The sequence below is a fragment of the Pseudoalteromonas sp. TB51 genome (genome assembly GCF_000498055.1).
GTDB lineage: Bacteria > Pseudomonadota > Gammaproteobacteria > Enterobacterales > Alteromonadaceae > Pseudoalteromonas > Pseudoalteromonas atlantica.
In genome coordinates this window covers 1-6,911 of record NZ_AUTO01000090.1, presented here as the reverse complement: position 1 = coordinate 6,911, position 6,911 = coordinate 1, and the positions used below count along the sequence as shown (strand labels likewise).

Here is a 6,911-nt window from a genome sequence, read left to right as displayed (position 1 = left end):
CCGCCGCAATAGCGCGCGCCAAAGCTAAAAAGTTACAAAAAGAAGGAAATGATCAGTCATGAAATTAACCATGGCCAGTTCGCCGCACAACCATAGCCATAAGTCGTTAACGCGATTAATGCTAACCGTAATTGCTGCGTGTATTCCTGGGCTAATAGCGCAAGTGGTATTTTTTGGGACTGGCGTACTTATTCAGTTAGTATTGGCACTTGTTGCTGTAAGCGTATTTGAAGCAGCCATTATGTTAATGCGTAAACGCCCTGTTTGGCCTGCATTGAGTGATGGTAGTGCTTGGCTTACTGGTGTGCTGTTAGCACTGAGTATTCCGCCGCTGGCGCCTTGGTGGGTCATTATTATTGGCTGTTTATTTGCCATTGTGATTGTAAAGCAACTTTATGGTGGGCTTGGGTTTAACTTATTTAACCCAGCAATGGCCGCATACGTACTACTTTTAGTCTCGTTTCCGGTGCAAATGACCGCTTGGTTACCCGTTACCGATTTACTTAACGCCCCAATTGGCTTTATTGACCAATTACGCCTTATATTTACTGATTTTACCGCTCTGGGCTTTAGTGTTGATCAAGTCCGTGCCGGCGTTGATGGCCTCACCATGGCCACCCCGCTTGATACAGTTAAAACCGATGTAGCTCATGGTCTAACTGTTAGCGAAAGCATGCAAAAACCGATTTTTTCTCAATGGGCTGGGCTTGGTTGGCTATGGGTTAACCTAGGCTTTTTAGCCGGTGGTTTATACCTTTTAAAAGCTAAAATTATAAACTGGCATATTCCAGTAAGCTTTATAGGCTCACTAGCACTGTGCAGTGCCATTGGCTATATTGCCGCGCCGGGTACCGAGCCGGGTATGGTATTTCACCTATTAAGTGGCGCAACCATGATGGGCGCATTTTTTATCGCCACCGATCCTGTTTCGGCTGCAACTACCAATAAAGGGCGCTTAATTTATGGCGCGTTAATTGGCTTGTTGGTGTATTTAATTCGCACCTTTGGTGGCTTCCCTGATGCGGTAGCCTTTAGTGTATTATTAATTAATATTGCTGTACCGCTGATTGATTACTACACCCAACCACGCACTTATGGCCACGGAGCAGTAAAATGATTATTTCATCAATGGCTAAAAATGGCGCGATATTAACAGCCTTTGCACTGATAACAACAGGCTTAGTTGCCTCAATTGATGCCTTTACCGCCGATAAAATTGCCGAGCAAGAACGCTTGCAACTAACCTCACAATTACAAGAGGTATTAAACCCAAGCAGCTACGATAATCAGCTCAATACAAATTGCGTAATTATGAGCGATGAACAACTGGGTCCTTACCCCGAGCAAGTTATTTACCGCGCTTATAAAAATCAGCAACCTGTTGCACTTGTAATAAGACACATAACACCTAGTGGTTACAGTGGCGATATTAACTTATTAACCGCCGTACTTGCTGATGGCACCATTGCCGGCGTTCGTACTACTAAGCACGAAGAGACGCCCGGCTTAGGCGACAAAGTAGAAGTTAAAAAGTCGCTATGGATCACTACATTTAACGATTTAACGGTTCAAAGTGAAGACGATGCCCGTTGGGCGGTAAAAAAGGATGGTGGCCAGTTTGACCAATTTACCGGCGCAACAATTACCCCTCGCGCCGTGGTAGGCTCGGTAAAAAATGCCGTATTATTTGCAAAAACTAACTTTGACGCCATTTTTAAACAGCCTAATGCTTGCCAAGAGGTAACCCAATGAGTGAGTTAAAAACCTTATACAAAGAAGGCGTATGGGCTAATAACCCCGCGCTTGTTCAGCTACTCGGTTTATGCCCGCTTTTAGCTGTTACATCAACTGTAACCAACGCGCTCGGCCTAGGGTTAGCCACTTTATTAGTTTTAGTAGGCTCTAATATTACTGTTTCAGTTGTGCGTAATTGGGTGCCTAAAGACATTCGTATTCCAGTATTTGTAATGATTATCGCAGGCTTTGTGACCATAGTTCAGCTACTTATGAATGCGTACACCTTTGGCTTGTATCAATCATTAGGCATATTTATTCCACTAATAGTAACTAACTGCGCCATTATTGGCCGTGCAGAGGCATATGCCTCTAAAAACCCTGTGCACCTGTCTGCATTCGACGGGCTGATGATGGGCTTAGGTTTTATGGCCGTACTGTTAGTACTAGGTGCAATGCGCGAACTGATAGGCCAAGGTACATTATTTGATGGAGCCGATTTGCTTCTAGGGCCATGGGCACAAAGCCTACGCTTGGAAATATTTAGTTTCGATAGCCAGTTTTTACTCGCTATTTTACCACCCGGCGCCTTTTTAGGGCTTGGGCTGCTAATAGCAGCAAAAAATGTTATTGACGCACAAATAAAATCAAAACAAGTAACGCCGCCAGAAGCCGAAAAAGGCCCACGCGCACGTGTTACTAGCTTAACTTAAGGGGAAAACGCATTAACGCTATTAGCTAATGCGTTTTAAGTTGCATGAATAAAGAAAAACGTCACCAAATACTCTCTCGCTTGCGCGAGCAAAACCCGCATCCAGAAACCGAGCTTGAATATTCAAGCCCATTTGAGCTACTAGTAGCCGTTACGCTCTCTGCACAAGCCACCGATGTAGGGGTAAATAAAGCCACCCGTAAATTATTTCCGGTTGCTAATACGCCACAAGCCATTTTAGATATTGGCCACGATGCGCTTCGCGATTATATAAAAACCATTGGCTTATTTAATTCAAAAGCCGCAAACGTGTACAAAATGTGCCAAATATTGGTTGATCAACATAACGGCATTGTTCCCGAGAACCGCGAAGCTCTAGAAGCCCTACCCGGTGTTGGCCGAAAAACCGCAAATGTCGTGCTCAACACAGCTTTCGGCTGGCTAAAAGATAATGAAGGTAGATACTTTTTAGCAGTTGATACTCACATCCAACGCCTTGCGAACCGTACTGGTTACGCCAAAGGCAAGACGGTTGAACAAACCGAACAAGCCATAATAAAAAATACACCAAACAAAAAAGAGTTTATGTTTAACCTACATCATTGGTTTATTTTACATGGTCGCTATACGTGTACTGCACGTAAACCCAAGTGTGGAAGCTGTATTATCGAGGACTTATGTGACTATAAAGAGAAAACTGAAACGTAGGATATCAAAGACATGAAATGGATTTTAAAAGCTGTAACACACTTATTTTTAATGTTCTTATCAACTGGTTGCGTATCAACAGGTTCTGATGATTTCAGTAATAAAAATTATACCGCGTTTAACAACCGCGGCCTTGCAATAAATTACACCGCAAAGGAAAAAAGAATTTTTATTGATAGAAAACAAACTGCAATATCATTTGATACAAAGTACCAAGCAACAATTACCGATTTTTCTGATAAAATTACCTATCAAGAAAAAGGGTTTTCTATAGATCTTAACAAAGCTAAATTACCAGAAGACGCACACAAAGATTGGGAATCTTTATTTGTTAGTAATACATATGTTACCCAGAATATATTTAAAACTAATATTAGTGGTAAAAACAGAATTGACTATAATAAAAATATTTCAGTAACTATTATCCAGCACCCAAATAAAATTGTGGTTATTGATGAAGATAATATAAAAAAGGTTTTTTTTAAAGCTTCGAGTATACCTAGCGAAGCCTCTAATAACTGGGATGAGCTTTACCACACACAAGATAAAAAAGTTAGCGTGTATCGTAATATCGAAAAACTATCTTATTTAATGTTTACGACTAATATCGATGATGAGATGACGTTCTTTAACTTAATACCTAAATTCGAGATTTATAGATCTCTTACCAAGAACGTATATAGGTTTGCTATAGTAAAACCAACCCACACAGAGGCATTTGACTTTTTGCCTACCAGAAATTTCATTTGTGCGGATCTAACTAAACAATACGCAAGTATAAGGCAAGCCCAAGGTATTGCATTAGCAAAAAATCTTGTTTTAGGTCTTGTTCAAGCTTATACAAGCTTTAGTACCCAAACTACTACGGGGCAATTAAACTCTAGGTACTCTGGAGTGTATAATGACTCTTGGGGTCAGGGGTCATGGTCCGGATATGGAACTAGTCATTATTCCGGTTTCAGCCAAACTTATGATTATAGTTTTATTGGTGACCGCGCTGCGGACTTACTGAACTTAGCGTTTTCCCCTAATGCACAGTTAAATAATGTTGAAACGGCACTGGAACAAAACAAGTGTGAAACACCTTGGTATTAGAAGGCTTAAATATCAAATTCTATTATTGCTATCAACCGCAATAATACCTTTTTAAGCTGGCTAAAGGATAATGAAGGTAGATACTTTTTAGCAGTAGATACTCACATCCAACGTCTTGCAAACCGTTCGGGTTACGCTAAAGGTAAAACTGTTGAGCAGACAGAACAGGCCATAATTAAAAATACGCCAAATAAAAAAGAGTTTATGTTTAACCTCCATCATTGGTTTATTTTACATGGGCGCTATACGTGTACAGCGAGAAAACCAAAATGTGGAAGCTGTATAATCGAGGATTTGTGTGACTATAAAGAGAAAACTGAGTCATAGCTAAGAGTAGTTACTTTTTAGTTAGTATAAACCTTTTAACAGCCACATTTTTTAGTTTCCATTTAATAAGTTGGCTATTTGGTTCTCATATGAGCCTTTATTAGGCCAGCACCAGTTAAATTGAAAATTTGCGTTAACTTAAGAATAATTTGAATTTAAGCAAGGTGTTGCAATTAGATTATGATTTATTAATTAGAGCCCAGCTTAAACCTAAAATTTAAATACAGAATTCATTGGAAGCTATTTCTGGTTTGTGCCAAAAGCAGCCCTTGAGTGACTTAGTGATAAAGGCTGCAATGATACGATTGCTGACATTTCACTATTTCTTTTTATGCCTTCTCATTGCCATTAATAGACTGTCATTTAGCTATCGCAACAACTTTGACCTTCTTGAATTGGCGGGCATTTCACTGTTCCATAAGAGCAATATACGCAACAATCGCCTTTCAAAGGCTTTAGGAGAACTTTGCAAGATTCACATTCATAATACCACTGGCAAGCGTTGGTTGGCATTTCTTCAGTTTTACTGAAGCCACACTCAGGGCAAGTAATGGTAGAATTTAACTCTATACTTTGCATGTTTGCTCCTTCAAAGGTTTAACAATGTCTAATACGGACATTACAATCATCAAACAAATACCTACATAAAACAAATAAGTGCTCCATTCGTATTGCCATAGTGGATAGAGGGTTAACAAAACCGCTATAGGGCCAATAACCCCAAGAATACCTCTCGCATGATTTTGGTTTTTATACCAGTTATACAAATTTACCAACAATGCCAGAGTTGCAAATATAGGTAACAAGGTATTTACAGCAATTCCCTCAAAGTGAGAGAGAAAGCCTAATCCTAATGCTGATGCTAACGAGCCGAGTGCGGGGAAGCACCCCGTACAACTAAGAGCCGCAAGCCAAACACCACCTGAGCTAACTTTATCTAAAATCTTATTAATCATTTTTAACGTCTAACATTATTTGAATGATTTGAGTATGAACTCCGTAGGTAGGTACGGAGTCAATACTATTTTAGCGAATCGATTATTGGGCAGTGGGATTGATCGTTATTGTTGCGGCATGAATTAGTCATTTCTTTTATGACGACTTCTAAGCGTTGAAGGTCAGCTATCTTATTTTGAATTACGTTCAATTTCAGCAAGCCTAGGGATTCTACTTTGGCACAATCGCCATCCATTGACATCAATGAAGCCACTTCTTTTAGAGTAAAGCCAAGTGCTTTGGCCTTACAGATGAATTGTAATTGTTTGGTGATTGAGTCGTCATAGACACGATAACCATTTTGAGGTTTTTGAGGCTGTTTTATCAAGCCTTCCCGCTCATAAAACCGTATAGTTTCTACGCCTATATCAAGTTCTTTAGCCAACTTGCCTATTGTTTTCATCGTCCAACCATAAAATCAACTTTAATCATGACATTAGTATATCAATACGAAGTAAAATTGCTCGAACTACAATGACTGGTTTTCGCTCTTTTGAGGCATTCGCCTCAACACGTTTTGGGGCAGAAACGAGTTAATCATGAATGACTGCTCATGGCACTTAGCCAAACTTCGGCAAAGAGCGAATAGCGGACATCAACGTTCACTTCAGCATTACCGAATACTGAACGGTTTTGAGCTAAAGTTTTTGCGCGGCACATGGAAAAGAACTGCGTAGAGTTTGGTGCCAGATGCAAGTCCATGCTAGGGATTTACTGCTGACTAAATAACTGATCCTAATTGTGATACACCTGCTTCAAGCCATGCTTGCCACCTGGGAACGGAGCCGCTGTGTCCATAAAGTGGTATACCTGCTCCAGTAAGTCATCCATGTTCTTACACTGATGGTTACGGGTTATCGTTTCATGCAACGCATGCCATAGCTTTTCAATTTTGTTGTGCCACGGGCTGTATACCGGTAAAAACAAGAGCTTGAACTTTGGGTTCTCATTCAGCCATTTCTGCGTTTTTTTGCTCTTATGGATGATGTAATTATCCACAATTAGCGTGATACTTTTCGCTCGCCGGTATTGCCCTTTCAGTTGCTCCAACAGCGCAATAAACAAATCACTGGTCTTGCGCTCACCACCAACATAACTGATTTGTCCTGTCTGGCTGTGCAGTGCCCCCGCCAGATAGTGTTTCTTATTCTGGCCGGGTGTAGCTACCTTACGCTGTTTACCTTTAAAGCCCCAGTCGGCACCAATCTTCGGATTCAGGTGGATATCCACCTCATCCTGATAAAACACCGGATGGTCCACGCTGCAATTTTCAAGTGCCTCCCGCATGGCTGCTAACTTAGCTTCTTTATCTGGGTCTTGGATATACAGCGTCGGTGCC

Annotated in this window: 9 protein-coding genes and 1 pseudogene; 6 read left to right on the top strand and 4 right to left on the bottom strand. The window is 40.8% G+C overall.

Annotation, left to right across the window (positions count from 1 at the left end; translation table 11 throughout):
- The first annotated feature begins 58 nt into the window (after window positions 1-58).
- The 6 genes and pseudogenes from rsxD to L650_RS23570 form a co-directional block, all read left to right on the top strand.
- On the top strand, window positions 59-1,117 hold the full coding sequence (gene rsxD, locus L650_RS0104425; protein WP_004589481.1) for an electron transport complex subunit RsxD: 1,059 nt from the start codon (window positions 59-61) through the stop codon (window positions 1,115-1,117).
- Entirely contained in the window at window positions 1,114-1,752 is a 639-nt protein-coding gene (gene rsxG, locus L650_RS0104420; RefSeq protein WP_004589482.1) for an electron transport complex subunit RsxG, read from the top strand. Before rsxD ends, rsxG begins: the two co-directional genes overlap by 4 nt.
- Window positions 1,749-2,447 (top strand): electron transport complex subunit E, encoded by a 699-nt coding sequence (locus tag L650_RS0104415; protein ID WP_004589483.1) that lies wholly within the window; start codon window positions 1,749-1,751, stop codon window positions 2,445-2,447. Before rsxG ends, L650_RS0104415 begins: the two co-directional genes overlap by 4 nt.
- Before the next feature lie 44 nt (window positions 2,448-2,491).
- Window positions 2,492-3,154, top strand: a complete 663-nt coding sequence (nth, locus tag L650_RS0104410; protein ID WP_029772328.1) for an endonuclease III — start codon at window positions 2,492-2,494, stop codon at window positions 3,152-3,154.
- Window positions 3,155-3,166: 12 nt separating this feature from the next.
- Window positions 3,167-4,249 carry a hypothetical protein gene (locus tag L650_RS0104405; protein ID WP_029772327.1) on the top strand — a complete coding sequence of 361 codons (1,083 nt, stop codon included), beginning with the start codon at window positions 3,167-3,169 and terminating at the stop codon, window positions 4,247-4,249.
- Window positions 4,250-4,291: 42 nt separating this feature from the next.
- Window positions 4,292-4,576 (top strand): annotated as a pseudogene (locus L650_RS23570) (endonuclease III domain-containing protein); the annotation flags it as partial.
- Between the two features lie 363 nt (window positions 4,577-4,939).
- Here the strand turns inward: L650_RS23570 and L650_RS24455 are convergent.
- The 4 genes from L650_RS24455 to L650_RS0104390 all read right to left on the bottom strand — a co-directional run.
- Window positions 4,940-5,155, bottom strand: a complete 216-nt coding sequence (locus L650_RS24455) for a GDCCVxC domain-containing (seleno)protein (protein WP_076916053.1) — start codon at window positions 5,153-5,155, stop codon at window positions 4,940-4,942.
- The gene (merC, locus tag L650_RS0104400) at window positions 5,143-5,532 is read right to left on the bottom strand and encodes an organomercurial transporter MerC (protein ID WP_024601094.1); all 390 of its coding nucleotides are present in this window, start codon (window positions 5,530-5,532) and stop codon (window positions 5,143-5,145) included. Before merC ends, L650_RS24455 begins: the two co-directional genes overlap by 13 nt.
- Before the next feature lie 65 nt (window positions 5,533-5,597).
- On the bottom strand, window positions 5,598-5,975 hold the full coding sequence (locus L650_RS0104395) for a MerR family transcriptional regulator (RefSeq protein ID WP_010557530.1): 378 nt from the start codon (window positions 5,973-5,975) through the stop codon (window positions 5,598-5,600).
- Between the two features lie 332 nt (window positions 5,976-6,307).
- The coding region (locus tag L650_RS0104390; protein ID WP_029772326.1) for an IS630 family transposase at window positions 6,308-6,911 on the bottom strand (604 nt) is incomplete at its 5' end.